The sequence below is a fragment of the Allofournierella massiliensis genome, from assembly GCF_004345265.1.
In the GTDB taxonomy this organism is placed as follows: domain Bacteria; phylum Bacillota; class Clostridia; order Oscillospirales; family Ruminococcaceae; genus Allofournierella; species Allofournierella massiliensis.
In genome coordinates, this window is the sequence record NZ_SLUM01000026.1 from 38909 (window position 1) to 54288 (window position 15380).

16 protein-coding genes are annotated in these 15380 nt (G+C 64.2%); 10 read left to right on the forward strand and 6 right to left on the reverse strand.

Translation table 11 applies throughout. From position 1 onward, the window contains the following. From EDD77_RS14065 to fliB, 7 genes are all read left to right on the forward strand, one after another. The gene (locus EDD77_RS14065) at positions 1–462 is read left to right on the forward strand and encodes a DUF4860 domain-containing protein (RefSeq protein ID WP_058962621.1); all 462 of its coding nucleotides are present in this window, start codon (positions 1–3) and stop codon (positions 460–462) included. Positions 463–465: 3 nt separating this feature from the next. Further along, a complete protein-coding gene (locus EDD77_RS14070) occupies positions 466–894 on the forward strand; it encodes a hypothetical protein (RefSeq protein WP_058962622.1) in 429 nt (142 codons plus the stop codon). A 38-nt stretch (positions 895–932) separates the two neighbouring features. Next, positions 933–1352 (forward strand): hypothetical protein, encoded by a 420-nt coding sequence (locus EDD77_RS14075; protein WP_058962623.1) that lies wholly within the window; start codon positions 933–935, stop codon positions 1350–1352. A gap of 58 nt (positions 1353–1410) precedes the next feature. Continuing rightward, positions 1411–2481, forward strand: a complete 1071-nt coding sequence (locus EDD77_RS14080; RefSeq protein ID WP_058962624.1) for a type IV pilus twitching motility protein PilT — start codon at positions 1411–1413, stop codon at positions 2479–2481. Between the two features lie 235 nt (positions 2482–2716). After that, positions 2717–3043, forward strand: coding sequence for a hypothetical protein (locus EDD77_RS14085; protein WP_058962625.1), 327 nt, complete (start codon positions 2717–2719; stop codon positions 3041–3043). A gap of 141 nt (positions 3044–3184) precedes the next feature. Next, positions 3185–4726: a RecQ family ATP-dependent DNA helicase gene (locus EDD77_RS14090; protein WP_058962626.1), complete on the forward strand. Its 1542-nt coding sequence runs from the start codon at positions 3185–3187 to the stop codon at positions 4724–4726. A gap of 7 nt (positions 4727–4733) precedes the next feature. Then, the gene (gene fliB / locus EDD77_RS14095) at positions 4734–5894 is read left to right on the forward strand and encodes a flagellin lysine-N-methylase (protein ID WP_058962627.1); all 1161 of its coding nucleotides are present in this window, start codon (positions 4734–4736) and stop codon (positions 5892–5894) included. A gap of 82 nt (positions 5895–5976) precedes the next feature. Here the strand turns inward: fliB and EDD77_RS14100 are convergent, their stop codons facing one another. From EDD77_RS14100 to EDD77_RS14120, 5 genes are all read right to left on the reverse strand, one after another. Beyond that, positions 5977–6396, reverse strand: coding sequence for a PaaI family thioesterase (locus EDD77_RS14100; RefSeq protein WP_058962628.1), 420 nt, complete (start codon positions 6394–6396; stop codon positions 5977–5979). Positions 6397–6424: 28 nt separating this feature from the next. Next, complete coding sequence (locus EDD77_RS14105) at positions 6425–8038, reverse strand: tetratricopeptide repeat protein (RefSeq protein ID WP_058962629.1); 1614 nt, start codon at positions 8036–8038, stop codon at positions 6425–6427. Positions 8039–8143: 105 nt separating this feature from the next. Next, a complete protein-coding gene (gene gluQRS / locus EDD77_RS14110) occupies positions 8144–9085 on the reverse strand; it encodes a tRNA glutamyl-Q(34) synthetase GluQRS (RefSeq protein WP_058962630.1) in 942 nt (313 codons plus the stop codon). After that, the gene (locus tag EDD77_RS14115) at positions 9078–9782 is read right to left on the reverse strand and encodes a DNA alkylation repair protein (protein WP_058962631.1); all 705 of its coding nucleotides are present in this window, start codon (positions 9780–9782) and stop codon (positions 9078–9080) included. Before EDD77_RS14115 ends, gluQRS begins: the two co-directional genes overlap by 8 nt. Further along, positions 9779–11077 (reverse strand): M18 family aminopeptidase, encoded by a 1299-nt coding sequence (locus EDD77_RS14120; RefSeq protein ID WP_058962632.1) that lies wholly within the window; start codon positions 11075–11077, stop codon positions 9779–9781. The genes EDD77_RS14115 and EDD77_RS14120 overlap by 4 nt, the downstream gene beginning before the upstream one ends. A gap of 157 nt (positions 11078–11234) precedes the next feature. On the opposite strand from EDD77_RS14120, the gene EDD77_RS14125 reads away from it, so the two are divergent. Together EDD77_RS14125 and EDD77_RS14130 are read left to right on the forward strand one after the other, a co-directional pair. Then, a complete protein-coding gene (locus EDD77_RS14125; protein ID WP_058962633.1) occupies positions 11235–11456 on the forward strand; it encodes a hypothetical protein in 222 nt (73 codons plus the stop codon). A gap of 25 nt (positions 11457–11481) precedes the next feature. Continuing rightward, entirely contained in the window at positions 11482–12048 is a 567-nt protein-coding gene (locus EDD77_RS14130; RefSeq protein ID WP_058962634.1) for a hypothetical protein, read from the forward strand. A gap of 72 nt (positions 12049–12120) precedes the next feature. On the opposite strand, the gene EDD77_RS14135 is transcribed toward EDD77_RS14130, so the two are convergent. Then, positions 12121–14124 carry an FAD-binding protein gene (locus tag EDD77_RS14135; RefSeq protein WP_058962635.1) on the reverse strand — a complete coding sequence of 668 codons (2004 nt, stop codon included), beginning with the start codon at positions 14122–14124 and terminating at the stop codon, positions 12121–12123. 227 nt (positions 14125–14351) lie between these two features. Here EDD77_RS14135 and EDD77_RS14140 point away from each other — a divergent pair, with 227 nt between their 5' ends. Beyond that, complete coding sequence (locus EDD77_RS14140; protein WP_058962636.1) at positions 14352–15236, forward strand: helix-turn-helix transcriptional regulator; 885 nt, start codon at positions 14352–14354, stop codon at positions 15234–15236. The last annotated feature ends 144 nt before the right edge of the window (positions 15237–15380 follow it).

Genomic DNA, 15380 nt, shown 5'->3' on the forward strand with positions numbered 1-15380 from the left:
ATGGAACACAAGGACCCCGGCCGTCTGGCGCCGGTGCTGGCCATGGCCCTGTTCGGGCTGATGCTGGCCTGCGTGCTGGGCCTGATGGCTCTGGGCAGCGGCCTTTACGGCGGCGTGACCCGGTCCATGACTGCCAACAACGCCGCCCGGGCCAGCCTGCGTTATCTCACCACCAGCGTGCGCGCCGCCGACGCGGAAAACAGCCTGCGGCTGGAGGACGGGCCGGAGGGCGTGATGCTGGTGCTGGCGGAGCCGGACAGCGGATACGAGACCCGGATTTATCTGTGGCAGGAGCAGCTGGTGGAGGAATACGCCCCTTCTGGCAGCGAGCCCTCGCCGGAAAACGCCCAGCCTGTGTGCGCCTGCACCCGGTTCGACGCGCAGCTGCAGCAACGGCTGCTTGTGCTGACCACGGATCAGGGCACCGCACGGGTGGCTCTGCGCTGTGAAAAGGGAGAATGAACCATGAAACACCGCAAAAACACCGCGTTCTTTGTTGAGGCGCTGCTGCTCACCCTCTTTGTGCTGGCCCTCAGCGCCGTGCTGGTGCGGCTGTTCGCCGCCGCCCGGATGCGTTCGGCTCAGGCCGAAGCGCTCACCGCGGCCCAGCAGATTGCCCAGAACGTGAGCGAAAGCTTTTACGCCAGCGATTCTGCGGAGCAGTTCTGGCAGCTGGCAGGCATTTCGGAGCCGCCCGCCGACGGCCAGCCGGTTTCCCTGACCGTGGATGCACAGGGCCTGCCTGACCCCATCGGGGCCTATTTTCTGGAGCTTACACTGGAGCAGACATCCTCCGACGCCGGGCAGATGGCCCGGCTCACCCTGCGCCTTGCCGACAGCGGCGGTCAGCCGCTGTATGAGGGCACGTTCGACCATTATCTGCCCGGGGCCTGAACGGCCGCCGAAGCCTGTTTTGTAAGGAGGTAGTTTGCGTGGAGCGTCATACCGTTCCCCCCATCCGCACCGGCGCGCTCACCCTGCTGATCGCGCTGACCGCGGTGTGCCTGGCCGTGCTGGCCGTGCTTTCCTTCACCACGGCGCAGGCGGATCTTTCGCTGGCGGAAAAATCGCTGGAGCGCTTTTCCCAGGACGCCGTGCTGGAAAACGAGGGCCAGCAGTGGCTGGCCCGGCTGGATGCTGCCCTTGCCGCCGGGCAGGATGCCGCCGCTCTGGGCCAGACCGGCGAGGGCGGCGCAATCACCGTGACCCTCACCGGCGAGGAGGGCCGCACCCTGACCATTGCCGCGCTTCCCACGCCGCAGGGCCCCGGCCGTTATACCCTGACCCGCTGGCAGTACGGCCAGCAGCGGGATTTTGACACCGGCCCCCAGCTGTGGGACGGCAGCTTCTGACCCGCATGATTTTCGGAACATTTGAAAAATCCCCCGGTTCAAACAGGAGGTTTGTTTTATGGAGATGGAAGTTGTTCTGCGCCGCGCCATTGAGGTGCGGGCATCGGATATTTTTGTGGTGGCCGGCCTTCCGCTGACCTATAAGGTCAACGGCCGCCAACTGCGGGAGGACGAGATGCTCACCCCCGCCGACACCGCCCATCTGGTGGAAGGCATCTACGCGCTGTGCGGGCGGGACGTGAACCGCTGCGCCGCCGAGGACGCGGACGATGACTTCTCCTTCGCCATTCCCCATCTGGGCCGCTTCCGGGCCAACGTGCTGCACCAGCGCGGCAGCCTTGCGGTGGTGCTGCGGGTGATCCAGTTCGGCCTGCCCGACCCGGATGCACTGGGCATTCCGGAGCAGGTGATGGCCGCGGCGAAAAAGCTGAAGGGGCTGGTGCTGGTCACCGGGCCTGCGGGCAGCGGCAAATCCACCACACTGGCCTGCCTGATCGACTCCATCAACCGCAACCGGGAGGGTCACATCATCACCATGGAGGACCCCATCGAATACATCCACCGGCACCAGAAGTGCATCGTGACCCAGCGGGAGATCGGCAGCGACAGCCCCAGCTATGTGCGGGCGCTGCGCAGTGCACTGCGAGAAAGCCCGGATGTGATTCTGCTGGGCGAGATGCGGGACCATGAAACCATCGAGGTGGCCATGACCGCCGCCGAGACCGGCCAGCTGCTCTTCTCCACCCTGCACACCACCGGCGCAGCCAGCACCGTGGACCGCATCGTGGACTCCTTCCCCGCCAGCCAGCAGCATCAGGTGCGCATTCAGCTTTCCATGGTGCTGCAGGCGGTAATCAGCCAGCAGCTGGTTCCCACGGTGGACGGCGGCCAGACCGTGGCCTTTGAAGTGATGTACACCAACCCGGCCATCAAGAACATGATCCGGGAAGCAAAATCCCACCAGCTGGACGCCGCCATTCAGGCCGGCTCCGCCGAGGGCATGTGCACCATGGACACAAGCCTTTTGCGCCTTTACCAGCAGGGCCGCATCACCCGGGACACCGCTCTTACCCATTCCATCTATTACGAAGCCATGGAAAAGCGTCTGGCAGCGCTGTCCATGCTGTAAATCCATCATTTTGCCCCCATTCCTTCGGGAACGGGGGCTTTTTTGCGCCATTTTTGCACAATCGTCCTCCCCTGTGTTCAAATCAGTTCTTTTCCGAAAAAATTAGTTGACTTTATCAGGTATTATGAATATACTTGACTATGTCAGATAAATCAATCGCACGGCGGACTTTCCCCACGCCGTGCCCACTACCGGCCCCGCCCCGGGGCCCTGCATAAGAAAAGGAGAATGTAACATGAAAACTTCCACCAAGATCTGGCTCTGGTTTGCTCTGGTGCTCTGCGCCGCCACCACCGTGATGAACGCCTGCTTCGGCCGCTGGCCCTCCGTGATCGTGGCCATTGTTTCCCTGGCCGGCCTGTGCATGGTGCTGTTTGCCAAAAAGAAGGCGGGCTTCACCCTGATGTGCTGCTGCTGTGTGGTTTCCTTCTTTGTGGCTGTGCTGGGCAGCCTGGGCCAGCCCGGCCTGCTGGTGTCCATCCTCATGTCGCTGGTGGGCAGCCTGCTGGTTCCCGTGATCACCTGGCTGTTCCTGCGCCGGGACTGGGCCAGCCTGAACTGACCTTTTTCTCCCCATTTCATACGAACCATGACAAAAGGGCCGCTGAACCATCAGCGGCCCTTTTGCCTGTGCCCGCTCCATCGCAAAATCTGCTATAATAGATTCCGAACGTTTTAACTCATCCCCAACTGAGGTGTTTTCATGAATCAGGAGCAAGTCCGGGTGCACCGGACATTGAAGGATATTTTCGGCTACGATGCCTTCCGCCCCGGCCAGCAGGAGGTGGTGGAGGCTCTGCTCGCCGGCCGGGACGTGCTGGCGGTGATGCCCACCGGCGCGGGCAAATCCATCTGCTACCAGCTGCCGGCGCTGCTTTTGCCCGGCATCACCGTGGTGGTCAGCCCGCTGATCAGCCTGATGCAGGATCAGGTGCAGGCGCTGATCCAGATGGGCGTGCGGGCGGCCTACATCAACTCCTCCCTCACCGAGAACCAGTGCCGCAAGGCGCTGGCCAACGCCTGCGACGGCATGTACAAGATCGTGTATGTGGCCCCGGAGCGGCTGCTAACCCCGGGCTTTCTGCGGTTTTCCCACAGTGTGCAGATCTCGCTGCTGTGTGTGGACGAGGCCCACTGCGTCTCCCAGTGGGGGCAGGACTTCCGGCCCAGCTACCTGCAGATCCGCCAGTTTGTGGACCAGCTGAACCAGCGCCCGCCGGTGGGGGCCTTCACCGCCACCGCCACCCAGCGGGTGAAGGACGACATCCGCCAGCTGCTGGCCCTTCGCCAGCCGCTGGAGCTGACCACCGGCTTCGACCGGCCCAACCTGTTTTTCGAGGTGCAGCGGATGGAGGAGCGGGAGAAGTTCCCCTGCCTGCTGGCCTACCTGAACGACCGGCCCCAGGCCACCGGCATCGTGTACTGCTCCACCCGCAAAAAGGTGGACGAGGTGTATGAAAAGCTGGACGGCCAGAACATCCCGGTGGCCCGCTACCATGCGGGCATGCCCCCGGAGGAGCGCCAGCGCAGTCAGGAGGCCTTTCTGTTTGATCAGGTGCGGGTGATGGTGGCCACCAACGCCTTCGGCATGGGCATCGACAAATCCAACGTGAACTTCGTCATCCACTACAACATGCCGCTGGATCTGGAAAGCTATTATCAGGAGGCGGGCCGCGCCGGGCGGGACGGTCAGGACGCGGACTGCATCCTGCTCTACTCCGCCGGGGACGTGCGCACCGGCAATTTTCTCATCGACAACAGCGAACCCGCCACCGGGGCCAGCCCGGAGGAGGTGGAAACCCAGATTCTGCGCCAGAAGGACCGGCTGCGCCAGATGACCTTTTACTGCCACAGCCGCTACTGTTTGCGGGGCGAGATTTTAAAATACTTCGGCCAGCGCACCGGCCGCGAGGGCTGCGGCGCCTGCTCGGTCTGCCGGCCCGACCTGCAGCGAGCCTCGGTGGTGAAGCTGGCGGCGAAGAACGCGGCAAAACTGAAGGCCATCGAGGAAAAGGACCTGAATGCGGATCATCTGCAGCAGCTGAAGGACCTGCGGCTCAAGCTGGCCCGGCAGGCGGGCGTGCCCGCCTTCGTGGTATTCACCGACGCCACCCTGCGGGCCATGTGCGCCCATCTGCCAAAGACCCGGGAGCAGCTGCTGGAGGTGCCCGGCGTGGGCGTGCGCAAATGCGAACAGTACGGCGAGGAATTCCTGGACCTGCTGAACACCTTTGAAAAGGAGTGAGGACCCCATGCGGCTCACCGTACCCGACTATTACGACCGGTTCCGGTGCATCGCCTCCCGCTGCACCGACAACTGCTGCATCGGCTGGGAGATCGGCATCGACCCGGCCGCGCTGGCGGATTACCAGTCCCAGCCCGGCGCCTTTGGCGACCGGCTGCGGGCGGCCATCCAGCCCGGCGACCCGCCCTTTTTCGCCCTGACCAAAAGCGGCCGCTGCCCCTTTCTGAACGAAGAGAACCTGTGCGACATCTACCGTCAGCTGGGCGAAAGCCACCTCTGCGCCATCTGCGACCAGCACCCCCGGTTCCACAACTGGTTCGGAACGGAAAAGGAAAGCGGCTTGGGTCTGAGCTGTGAGGAAGCCGCCCGGCTGATCCTCTTCTCCGCCCCGCCCCGGCTGCTCTGCCGCGAAACGCCGGAAGCCCCGGACCCCGACACCGAACTGGACCCGGAGCTGCTGGCCGGGCTGCGGGCGGTGCGCGAGGCCGCCTTCTCCATTCTTGCGGAGCCCTCCCTGCCCCTTGCCCACCGGCTGGCGCTGCTGGCTGCCCTGGGGCAGGATCTGCAGCACTGGATGGACGCCGCGCCACAGCAGGCAGCCGCCGAAGGCTGCACCGAAACCCGGCTGGTGGCGGATGCGGCCCTTGCACTGGCGGCGTTTTACGGCGACCAGACCGGCTGGCCGGGGTTGATCGATCAGCTCACCGAAGCCATTCCCGAAGCAGACCTTTCGGAATTTCTTGTCCCGCTGTTGGAGATGCTGGAGAGCCTATCCCCCAACCATGCCCACTGGCCGGAGCGGCTGGCCGCTTTGCGCAAGGCGCTGCCCCACCGGCTGGCCCGCCCCTTGTGGGAAAGCCCGGAGCAGGAGCAGGCGGCGGCGAACGCAGCCCACTACATGCTCTACCGCTATTTTCTGCCCGCCGCCCGGCAGGGGGATGCCCTGTGCGGCCCGCTGCATGCCATCGCGGCGGCGCTGCTGATCCCGCTGCTGGCGGGCGAAGATGCCGCCGAGTCACGCGCCGCGCTGATCCTCGCCGCAAAGGACTATTCCCGGGAAATCGAGTATGCGCCGGACAATCTGCGTGCGGTGGATGAGGCCTTCTGGCAGGCGGACTGGGCCGCGCCCGGCCTTGTGATCGGCGGGCTGCTGGGCCTGCACTTTTAAACCCAACAAAAAAGAGCATCGGTTGGCCACTTCTGGCACAAACCGATGCTCTTTTCTTACGTCAAATAACGCAAGACGGTGCTCAGCCCAGCCCCGGAACCTTCTCCTCCAGCCGGAACATGGTGAAGCTGGCGGTGGCCAGCAGCCTGCCCTCCTGATTGGTGATGGTCACTCGGTTCACGCAGGTGCTGCGGCCGGCATGCTCGCTCACCGCCTCCACGGTGAGCAGATCGCCGGGGCGGCCCGCCGCCAGATAGTTCATGCTGGCCTGCAGCGTCACATGGGCATACCCGCCCGCGCAGGCAGCCAGACCACTGCAGCTGTCGCACAGGGTATACAGCCAGCCGCCGTGGGCATTGCCGAAGGCGTTTTTCGCGTGGTCGGTCACCGGGGCCTGAATCCGGGCCAACCCCGGCTCACAGGCCAGCACCTCCACCTGATCCAGGCAGGTCACCGGCTTCAGCCGGGCGCGGGCAAACGCCAGCATTTCTTCCTTATTCATTGATTTTCGCTCCTTTGCTGTTGGCGCCTCAGTGCTGGGCGCCCTGCCGATCCAGCAGGGCGGTGGCGTCCCGGATTACCTGCTCGTCGCCCCCGGCCCGCTTCAGCGCCAGCCGGGCCAGCTCCACCGCTCTGTCCTCATTTCGCTCCACGCCCTGACCGCTCTCATACAGCAGGGCCAGCGCCAGCGCACAGTCGCCGCCCTCGGCGCATTTTTCCACGCCGATGCGGTAATAACCCGCCGCGGCCACCGGGTCGCCCTTTTCCTGATGGTACATCTCGCCCAGGTTGAACCAGGCCATGTCGTTGCCGCTCTCGCCCGCAAGCCGGTAGAGCTTTTCCGCCATATCCAGATTCTTTTCCACGCCCCGGCCATAGCGGTAGCACTCGCCCAGATTGTTCACGCCGTTGCGCCAGCACTCCCGCTCGGGCAGGGTCTGCTTGAGCAGGGCCTCGTACCACTTCACCGCCCGGGCGTGATCCGCCTCACCGGCCAGCCCCTCATCCAGGAACCAGGCCGCATTGAACTGGGCTTCCGGATTGCCGCCGGCTGCGCCCTTTTCAAACCATTCCAGTGCAGTCTGCAGGTTCAGCTCCACGCCTTCGCCCCGCCAGTAGCACTCGCCCAGGCAGTTCATGGCCTTGGCAAGGCCCCGCCCGGCCGCCTGCCGGTAAAGCTCCAGCGCCTTGTCCAGATCCTGGGGCACGCCCCAGCCCTCCTGATAACAGATGCCCAAATCACACACCGAGCTCATGTAGCCCTGACTGGCCGCACGGCGGAACAGCTCCACCGCCTTTTCCTTCCGGTCCGGCCCGTCCGCGCCGGGCTGACCCATCCGATAGCACCAGGCAAGATTGTGCATGGCCCGCAGATGGCCCTGATCCACCGCCTTCTGATACAGCTCCACCGCCTTGCGGGGATCCTTCTCCACGCCGGTGCCGGTGTCGTAGCACCAGGCAAGGCTGCACTGGCCGTCGGAATCGCCGGCCTCGGCCGCCCGGGCATACATCTGCGCCGCCTTCACCGGGTCCCGGTCGGTGCCAAGGCCCATCTCGTAAAAATAGCCCGCGTTGTACACCGCGGCAATGTGGCCCTGCGCCGCCGCCAGCTGGTACTGGTGCAGCGCAGTCTCAAAATTGCGTTCCACGCCCCGGCCCCGCTCGTAGCATACGCCCAGGCTGAACTGGGCGGCGGCATAGCCCTGAAAGGCCGCGTCGCCAAACAGACGGGCGGCACGCTTCTGATCCTTCTCCACACCGCGGCCATCCTGATACAGCGTGCCCAGCAGGTACTGGGCCCGGGCAAAGCCCTGGGCCGCGGCCTTTTCCAGCCAGTAGGCTCCCTGCGCCGGATCCGGCGCCATGCCCTTGCCGGTGATGTGCAGCACCGCCAGATTGCACTGGGCGGGCGGGTAGCCCTTGTCCGCCGCCTGCCGGTAAAGCCAGGCCGCCTGGGGCAGATCCAGCTCGGTGCCCTTACCGAATTCGCAGCACCAGCCCAGGGTGCACAGGCACCACACGTCGCCCAGCGCCGCCGCCTGACGCAGCGCCGGCACCGCCGCCGCATAATCGGTGGGCTGGGTCAGGAACAGCTCCTGCGCCTGACGGGCCAGCCGCTCCCGTTCGTTTGCATCCAAGATCATTTGGTTCTCCTTGCTTGTATGGGGCGCTGCCCGCCCCGGTGTCTTGTGGGATATGGTTTTATTTTACACCCTTTCGCCCCAAAAGGCCACCTTCACCGTCCCGGGTCAGAACAGCCCTTCCGGCAGGCGGATGTCGGTCTGGGGCACCTTTGCCCAGTCGAACACCGCCAGCAGCTCCTGCGGCGTGGCCGGCTCCGGCGTTTCCAGAAGCCCGGCCAGAAAGGCCAGCCGCCCGATGATTTCGGGTGCGGTGTAGCGGCTTTGCAGCTGCTCCAGGCTCACATCCCCGTCCCGTTTGGAAAGCCGTCGCCCGTCCGACGCCAGCAGCAGGGGCAGGTGGTAAAACCGGGGCGCGGGCAGACCCAGCAGCCGGTAAAGATACAGCTGGCGCGGGGTGCTCTCCAAAAGATCCGCCCCCCGCACCACCTGGGTGACTCCCATCAGCGCGTCATCCACCACCACGGCCAGCTGGTAGGCAAACACCCCGTCCGACCGGCGCAGCACAAAATCGCCGCAGTCGGTTTTCAGGTTCTCCCGATAAAGGCCCAGATGGCCGTCGGTAAATTCCACCGTCTCGTCCGGCACCACCAGCCGCATGGCAGGCTTGCGCTGTGCCGCCTTCTCCCGGCGCTGGGCCTCCGTCAGCCGGCGGCAGGTGCCCGGGTAGACCGGCGTGCCGTCCTCCCGGTGGGGGGCGCTGGCGGCGTGCAGCTGGGCACGGCTGCAAAAGCAGGGATACACAAGGCCCTGCTTTTCCAGTGTTTCAAAATAAGAAAGATAGATTTCGTCCCGCTGGCTCTGGTAGTAGGGGCCGTCCGGCCCGCCTTTCGAGCCGCCCTCGTCCCACACAAGGCCCAGCCAGGCAAGATCCGCTTCCAGCTGATCCGCATACACCCGGGGGCAGCGGGCTTTGTCCAGATCCTCAATGCGCAGCACCACCCGGCCATCCGCCTGCCTGGCGCTCAGCCAGGCCAGCAGGCTGCACATCAGATTCCCCAGATGCATCCGCCCGGAGGGGCTGGGGGCAAACCGCCCGGTTTCACTCATGCTGTTTTCTCCCCCTCTGGCCGCGCTTGAGCTGCGCCGCCCGCTCTTTCTGCTCCGGCGTAATCCGGTAGCTTTCCCGCATCTTCTGCAGGGCCTTGTTCCACACCTCGTCCGGGAGCTCTGCCCTCTCCATGGCGGCGATGGTCCGGTCAAAATCCGTGACCGCGAACACCGAGTAGCCCCAGGCCACACCCATCCAGGCATAGTAATCCGGCTGGCGGATGCGCTGATACTCTGCAAAGCAGCGCTCCAGTTCCTCAGGCCGGTTGAAGTGGGTCAGCAGCAGCACCGCCGCGAACCGGGCCTCGAACTCCCGCGCCGAACCGGTATATTGTTGAATTAAGCTAAAATATTCCTCTTTGTATACTCTCGCTTCCCGCAGCCCGGCGCAGAAGCTGTCGCACACCGCCCAGTTGTCGATGCAGGGCACGAACTGCCGCACCAGCTCCAGCCGCTCGGCCAGGTCCATTTTTGCCTTGCCGATGAGCATGCCCCGCAGCAGCACTTCCTCAAAGGTCTCGTCCGGCGCGGCCAGCTCGGCGCGCCAGTCCTCCTTTGCCAGTCGGGCGGCAGCCTTGCGCAGCAGCGGCAGCCGCACGCCCAGATAGTTTTCCACACCGGGCATCAGCTTGTGTTGAAACGCCCGGTAGGCCGGGTCTGCCTGTGCAGCCAGCCGGGCCCGGGTTTCGCCGGTCACAGGGCCACCTGATAGCAGCCGTCGCCGGTGCAGCGAATCTCTGCACGGAACCAGGCGGCGCAGGCGTCCGCCAGCCACTGGGCGTCCTTCGCGCCGGTCAGCTCCACGCAGGAGTGCATGGCCAGCTGGGGCAGGCCGATGTCCGCCATGGGCACGCTCACCTGTGCGCCCAGCAGATTGCCCAGAGTGGAGCCGCCGGGCAGATCGGGCCGGTTGTAGTATTCCTGCACCGGCACCTGCGCCGCATCGCACAGGCTGTGGAACACCGCACTGGTCACGCCGTTGGTGGTGTATTTCTGGCTGGCGTTGAACTTGAGCACCACGCCCCCGTTCACCCGCACCGGGCTGGCCGGGTCGCTCATCTCGGCAAAGTTCGGGTGGATGGCGTGGCCGTTGTCCGCGCTGAGCAGCAGGCTGTTTGCCAGTGCACGGCGGCGGTCGGCCTCGCTCTCGCCCAGCGCCTGCCCGGCCCGGGCCAGCACATCCGGCAAGAAGCTGCCGCAGGCACCCTGCCGGGTGCCGCTGCCCACCTCCTCATTGTCGAACAGGCACCACACCCGGCCCTGACGGCCCGCCGGTGCGCCCAGGAAGCCCCGCAGGGTGGCCCAGGCACAGCCCAGATCGTCCAGCCGCGGGCAGAGCAGGAACTCCTCCTCGCCGCCCACGGTCTGGCCCTTGTCCTTGCAGTACAGCTGTACGTCCGTGCCCAGAATGTCCCCGGCAGCACAGCCCGCGGCCTTTGCCAGCAGATCGGTGTAGCAGGCATTTTTGTCCGGCCCGGCAAAGATGGCCTGCATGTCCTTTTTCAGGTCATACTTGTGGCCGTCGTTCACGGTACGGTCGAAATGGATGGCCAGATGAGGAATCACCGCGCTCACGCCGGCCAGATCCACCAGACGGCTCTCCACGCCGGTTTCGGTCTTTACCAGCACCCGGCCCGCGATGCCCAGCGGCCGGTCCAGCCAAGCCGAGCGGATCATGCCGCCGTAGCCCTCGGTGTTCAGCATGGTGAAGCCCGCCTGCTGGCCCGCGCCCTTTACCTTAAAGGAGGGGCTGTCGCTGTGGGCGGCGCTCATCCGCCAGCCCGCGCCTGCGGCCTGCGGCATCACAAAGGCGATCAGGCTGGACTGGTTGCGGGTCACATAGTATTTTCCGCCGGGCACAAGGCTCCAGCTCTCGGTCTCGGTCAGGGGTGCGAAACCCGCCTCCTCCAGCCGCCGGGCACTTTCGGCCACCGCGTGGAAGGGGGTGGGGCTTTTTTCGATGTAAGCAAACAGATCCTGATGGATTGCCATAACAGTCATTCCTCTCTGAAAAAGCGTTTTGTCTGCTTTCGATTATACGGCGGCGGGGCGCTGCCCGTCAATGCAGCCTTGCCAAGGGCGGGCAAATTGGTTACAATCAGGGTAGAAAGACCGCCTGTTTTATCCGAACCTTTGGGAGGTGCCTTATATGAAACTGTTCCGTGTTGCCGACGATTACTGCCGTGCTTCCAGCTGGAAAACGCTGGCGCTGGTCAAATTCTGCCTGTTCTCCGTGGGGCTTATCTGCGGCATTCTGCTGCCCCGCCGCTGGCAGCGGCCTGCCATTGGCGCAGCCGGGGCGGTGTTTGCAGCCACCTACATTCCCCTGATGGCCAGCTTCTTCCGTTTCTGGGCCAGGGACAAAGACTGAGCCGCACGCCGGAAAGGTTCCCGTTATGAAAAAACTTCTTCTGCTGATGCTGTCCCTCACCCTTGCCGCCGGGCTGTGCGGCTGCGAAAAGGGCCTTGCCCCCATGCAGCTGCGCGCCGCCCCGGTGAGCGAAGAGACCCGGCAGGTGCTGGAGCTCACCGACAACGAGCTCACCCTATGGGAATACCGCACCGACGGCGGCGCCTACGATATCACTATGAACTTCTGGGTCTGCCGGGACGGCAGCTGGGAAAAGGCCCAGTTCTACCCCGGCGCGGCAGCTTCCGAAGGCCGCTTCGGGGTGCATGTGACCAGCACCAAGGTGGAGTACATCACCCTTGCGGAGGATGGTACCTGCCGCTACGGCACCGATTGCCCGGTGGATGTGACCAGCCAGTCCGGCACATGCAGCTATTCTTCCCTGACCGGGGAATCGGTGATCGAGCCCGGGGTGGAGATTCCGCTGCTGGCCCGGCTGGGCTGGGACGAATCCTCCGATCCGGTGCCCACCGACTGGCAGAATTTTCAGGACAGCGGCTGTGACACCGGCGTGGCAATCACCGTCCTCTTCACCGAAACCGCTGAAAGCTGAACAAAAACAAGAGGAGCCGCCCGGCCGGGCGGCTCCTCTTGTTTTGTTTGTGCAATCAATATGAGATGGCGATCAGCCCGCGGCCTGCTCCAGGCACTGGGCAACCGCCTTCTTGATGCGGTTGGAGGACAGGGTGGCACCGGCAACGCCGTCCACATCCAGAGAGTTGTTCTCCACAATGGCGGCGGGCACCTTCTCCAGCGCGGGGCCGGCGATGGCCTCGGTCTCCTTGTTCTCGGTCACTTCCACAGAGGCAATCTTGCCGTCCGCAATGGTCACGGCCACGGTCATGGGGCCTTCCTGGCCGTCCACGGTGGCGGTGTAGTCGCCGTCGGTCAGGGTGGCGCTGCTCATATCGAACAGGCTGTCGCTGGCAGCCTTCTCCTTCACGAACAGCTCCTCGTCCAGAATGTTGGAGGCAGCCTTCACGGTGTAGCCGGTGGCCAGCTCGCCCTTCATCACGTTCTGGGCAGCGATGCGGCCGAAGGTGATGGGGCCCATCACGCCGGTACCGCCGGACACGAACTTGCCCCAGATGCCGCCCACAACCTCACCGGCGGCGTACAGGCCGGGGATGGCGTTGCCGCTCTCGTCCAGCACCTGCATCTGCTCGTTGGTGGTGATGCCGCCCAGGGTCATGACGCACAGCGCGTGCAGAGGCACGGCGTAGAAGTGGTCGCCCTCGATCTTGTTCACGGCCAGCTTGTAGGTGTCGCGGCTGTCGTCGTAGCTGCGGCCGAACTCGTCGGTGCCGCCCTCTTCCACGCTCTGGTTGTAGGCATCCACGGTGGCGATCAGGTTCTCGGCAGGCACGCCGATCTTCTCGGCCAGCTCCTCCAGGCTGGAGGCCTCCTGCAGCACATGGTGGCCCATGGAATCCTCGCTGCCGAACATCAGGTCATACATACCGGCGCCCTTGTTGGCCCGCAGATCCTCCAGAATCTTGTCGGTGTAGATGTCGTACTGCACGGCGCCGGGCTGCTCCTCCAGAGCCACCTCACGCACGGAGGGATTGGACTCGCACTCGTTCACAAAGCGCTCGCCGTTCTGGTTCACCACGATGCCGCCGGCCTTCCAGGTGTAGGTGGAGGCGATGGTGCCGGTGGTGGGGTTGTCGGCGCTTTCCAGGCCCATGGGGAAGGTGGGGATGTAGCTCATGCTCTCCTCGTTCAGGGCAGCGCCCACCTTCTGCATCAGCAGCAGGCCGTTGCCGTCCGCGGTGGCGGGGCCACCGATCAGGTAGTCGGCGCCGTTCTCGGCGTACTTGCCCATCAGTTTGGAGTTGGCGGAGTAGCCGCCGGTGGCCACGATGATGCCCTTGGCGGCATCAAAACGGGTCAGATCACCGGTGTTCTGATCCTCACCCACCACGCTGAGCACCTGGCCCTGATCGTTGGCCAGCAGCTCGATGGCCTTGGTGTTGTAAACGATCTCGATCTTGTCGTTGGCCTTCACCACCTTGTCCATCACCTCGTGGGCGGCGGACTTGTAGTTGGCGGTATCCTTGGCCTTGGTCTTGTAAGTACGGGGAATGGAGTACAGGGCGTGCTCGGGAGCGAACACGGCGCGCTTGCCCTCAGCGTCGGTATTGAAGGTATACTCGCTCAGGCCGTTGTCCCACAGCCACTGGAAGGCATTGATGTCCTCGGCCACGAACTCGCGCACCATGGCCTCGTTGGGCTTGCCGCCGAAGTCGCTGCCGGTCTTCAGGATGTCCTGCACGAAGCTCTCCTGGCTGTCCTCCACGCCGTCCTCCTTCTGGATGACGCTCTCGGCGCAGGCCATGCTGCCGTTGGTGTAGTTCAGCGAGCCGCCGGTCTTGCCGGTGACCTCCAGAATGATGACCTTCTCCGCGCCGTTGGCGGTGGCCTCACTTGCGGCGGACAGGCCCGCGCCGCCGGCGCCGATGATCACCACATCAGCGGTCTCGGTGGCAGCATACTCCGCCTCGGTCTGGGCCTGGCTGGACGCAGCCTGGCTGGAAGCAGGGGCGGACGAAGCGGTCTGGGTGCTGCCGCAGCCGGCCAGGCTGGCCGCCATGCAGAGCGCCATGAGCATTGCGATCACGCGTTTCATTTGGTTTCCTCCGTTGTTCCTTCTGTTTGTGGGCGGGACGGCTGTTGGAGCCCCGCGGTTTTGCCGGTCTTTGGGCGGGCGCTGTTCTTCCCGCCGTCAGACTGTGCTTTGATTATATCAGTTGTTAAATTTTGAACACAATCCGCTTTTCGGCCCAAAACCGAATAAAATCATTCCCAACTGCGGCAATATCCTGTTATGATAGAAGAAAAAGGAGGTGATGGCTCATGCAGGCCTTCCGGCCCAACCCCATCGTGCGGGACGCACTGAGCGAAACGCTGGAGAATTTCCGGTTCGACATCCGCCATCTGGGGCTGTTTCGCAGCACGCCGCCCCATCCGGCCAAAACCACCGTGGGCGTGAGCTACAAGCTGGTGTTTCTGTTCCATGGGCAGGTGCGGTTTGAATCCGCTGCGCTGCGGTTTCTGCTGGCACCCGGGGATGTGCTCATCGTGCCCCCCTTCGTGCGCTACACCGCATCGGGCGAAGGCGAACAGCCTATGGAATACGGCTACGCCTATTTCGATTTTGCGGATCCTGCCATGGAAACGGATTTCGCCACTCTCTTCGCCTGCTCCGCACCGGTCTGCCTGCCCGGTGTGCTGGACGAATTCCACCGTCAGGCCGCCCATCATCTGATCGACCAGCTGGACCCGCAGGCACCCGGCGCTCACCTTACCGCCCACCTGATTCTGGAGCATCTGATGCTGGGCATGCTGCGCTGCCAGCTGAACGCCGCCCCGGAGCTGGAGCGGGCGCTGGCAGACCCCAGCGCCCAGCTGGTGCACCGCTGTATCGACGCGCTGCGCCGGATGGAGCCGGCCGATTTCACGGTGAACCGGCTCTGCGAGGAGGTGCACGTCTCTCAGAGCTATCTGTACAAATGCTTCCAGAAGGCCATGAACTGTTCGCCCAACCGGTTTCTTATCCTCTACCGGCTCAAGCTGGCCGAGCGGGAGCTCTGCCGCTCCAGCGCCACCATCCAGCAGCTGGCCGAGCAGTACGGCTACACCAGCGCCGCTGCCTTCAGCCATGTATTCCGGCAGTACTTCGCCGTCTCCCCCGCCGCCTGGCGGAAGGGGCAGCGCAGCGCCATCGAGAAAAAGAGCTGAACAAAAACACCCCGGCAAAAGCCGGGGTGACAGCCTGTCGAAAAAGGTTACCGAAAGGTGGCCTTTTTCTCGTATTGAGGAAAAGAAAGCGGTATAATAGTGTGGGGGGATAAAAATGCTGGTAAAGAACGCAGAAAATCGAGG

Coding starts and splice junctions, on each gene's coding strand:
- EDD77_RS14080 (WP_058962624.1), top strand. CDS start 1,411: ATGGAGATGGAAGTTGTTCTGCGCCGCGCCATTGAGGTGCGGGCATCG.
- EDD77_RS14120 (WP_058962632.1), bottom strand. CDS start 11,077: ATGGCAATCCATCAGGATCTGTTTGCTTACATCGAAAAAAGCCCCACC.
- EDD77_RS14125 (WP_058962633.1), top strand. CDS start 11,235: ATGAAACTGTTCCGTGTTGCCGACGATTACTGCCGTGCTTCCAGCTGG.
- EDD77_RS14090 (WP_058962626.1), top strand. CDS start 3,185: ATGAATCAGGAGCAAGTCCGGGTGCACCGGACATTGAAGGATATTTTC.
- EDD77_RS14070 (WP_058962622.1), top strand. CDS start 466: ATGAAACACCGCAAAAACACCGCGTTCTTTGTTGAGGCGCTGCTGCTC.
- EDD77_RS14140 (WP_058962636.1), top strand. CDS start 14,352: ATGCAGGCCTTCCGGCCCAACCCCATCGTGCGGGACGCACTGAGCGAA.
- fliB (WP_058962627.1), top strand. CDS start 4,734: ATGCGGCTCACCGTACCCGACTATTACGACCGGTTCCGGTGCATCGCC.
- EDD77_RS14100 (WP_058962628.1), bottom strand. CDS start 6,396: ATGAATAAGGAAGAAATGCTGGCGTTTGCCCGCGCCCGGCTGAAGCCG.
- EDD77_RS14085 (WP_058962625.1), top strand. CDS start 2,717: ATGAAAACTTCCACCAAGATCTGGCTCTGGTTTGCTCTGGTGCTCTGC.
- EDD77_RS14130 (WP_058962634.1), top strand. CDS start 11,482: ATGAAAAAACTTCTTCTGCTGATGCTGTCCCTCACCCTTGCCGCCGGG.
- gluQRS (WP_058962630.1), bottom strand. CDS start 9,085: ATGAGTGAAACCGGGCGGTTTGCCCCCAGCCCCTCCGGGCGGATGCAT.
- EDD77_RS14105 (WP_058962629.1), bottom strand. CDS start 8,038: ATGATCTTGGATGCAAACGAACGGGAGCGGCTGGCCCGTCAGGCGCAG.
- EDD77_RS14065 (WP_058962621.1), top strand. CDS start 1: ATGGAACACAAGGACCCCGGCCGTCTGGCGCCGGTGCTGGCCATGGCC.
- EDD77_RS14135 (WP_058962635.1), bottom strand. CDS start 14,124: ATGAAACGCGTGATCGCAATGCTCATGGCGCTCTGCATGGCGGCCAGC.